The sequence below is a fragment of the Lachnospiraceae bacterium JLR.KK002 genome, from assembly GCA_036941025.1.
In the GTDB taxonomy this organism is placed as follows: domain Bacteria; phylum Bacillota; class Clostridia; order Lachnospirales; family Lachnospiraceae; genus Petralouisia.
Genome location: JAYMNP010000004.1, coordinates 1 through 1,600, shown reverse-complemented (window position 1 = coordinate 1,600; position 1,600 = coordinate 1). Strand labels below are relative to the sequence as shown.

Annotated in this window: 1 protein-coding gene; it reads left to right on the top strand. The window is 42.8% G+C overall.

The window, feature by feature from the left end:
• Positions 1-143 precede the first annotated feature (143 nt).
• Entirely contained in the window at positions 144-1,589 is a 1,446-nt protein-coding gene (locus tag VSQ32_20870; GenBank protein ID MEH2945213.1) for an IS5 family transposase, read from the top strand.
• The last annotated feature ends 11 nt before the right edge of the window (positions 1,590-1,600 follow it).

Here is a 1,600-nt window from a genome sequence, read left to right as displayed (position 1 = left end):
GTGTCTGCTGATTAGGTTTAAAACACTTGATTTTACCGACTTTTACCGCATTTTATGGTATAATACCTGCAAGGATTTTGATAAAATCAAACCGTTTTTCTTGCAGTTATTCTGCATATTTTATGTATAAAGGGGCTAAATCAATGTACAAACCTATTAACAAGTTACACCACTCGTTTCTCGATTTCAACCAGCCTATGGGACTCCACATGAACTCGGATAACCGCTGGATCAAACTGGCTGACCGAATCCCATGGGATGAATTTGAAGTAAAATATGCCAGACTGTTCCCGAGTGGTACGGGTAATGTTGCCAAGCCATTTCGGATGGCGTTAGGAGCCCTGATCATCCAGACCAAGTTCCAGTATTCTGATCGTGAACTCGTGGAACAGATCACAGAGAATCCATATCTGCAGTACTTTATCGGACTTCCCGGCTATCAGGAAGAAGCTCCGTTTGATGCAAGCACACTGGTTCTTTTTCGCAAACGCATTTCTGCTGAAATGCTGATGGAAGTAAATGAGTATCTTCTTGCTCACAAAGATGATGACAACAATACACCACCATCTTCCGGAAACTCCGGCGATAATGACGCTTTGAAAGAAGACACAAACAAAGGAACACTGACACTGGACGCAACCTGTGCACCGGCAGACATCCGTTATCCCCAGGATATTTCACTCCTGAACGAAGCAAGGGAGAAACTGGAAACCATCATTTACCGTTTTTGCAAATCCTATGGTCTTCCACTGCCAAGACGCTATAGAAGACGTGCCAGAAAAGATTATCTTTCATTTGCCAAAAGTAAAAAACATAGTGCAAAGAAAATCAGGAAGGCACTGCGCAAACAGCTTGGTTACGTTGCAAGAGACATCGGATATCTGGAAAAGTTCATGAGCGACGGATATGCGATGACAGATAAAGAAATTAGTTTGTATCTGACTATCATCACGCTGTACGAGCAGCAGAAGTACATGTACGATAACAAAGTACACTCAGTGGAACATCGTATCGTAAGCATCTCGCAGCCATGGCTTCGTCCTATTGTCAGGGGGAAAGTAAAAGCCCCAGTTGAATTTGGTGCAAAGTTTGATCTAAGCCTTGACAGTGAAGGATACGGACGCATCGAAAAAATATCGTTTGAAGCATATAACGAGAGCACCTGCCTGATTGAAGCGGTAGAACGCTTCAAGGAACGCACCGGTTATTATCCGAAACGTGTGCTGGCAGATCAGATATACCGGACCAGAGAAAACAGGAGTTATTGCAAAGAGCATGGGATCCGTCTGTCAGGACCAAAACTGGGCAGACCAAGTGCTGCAGTAAAAGTTGATAAAAAACAAGAGTATCAGGATAATACTGACAGAATCGAAGTGGAACGTACTTTTAGCTTAAGCAAACGCTGCTATGGCATGGACTGTATTACCACCAAGCTGGAGGAAACGCAGTTAACTTCTGTCGCATTATCTGTATTTGTGATGAATCTATTCAAGATTCAGAGGCGAATACTTTATGCTCTTTTGTATCTGATCCGATTTTGGTGTAACTGGAGCAGATGTAAGAGTTGGAAGTTGCAAATATTTGCTTAATCAGCAGACAC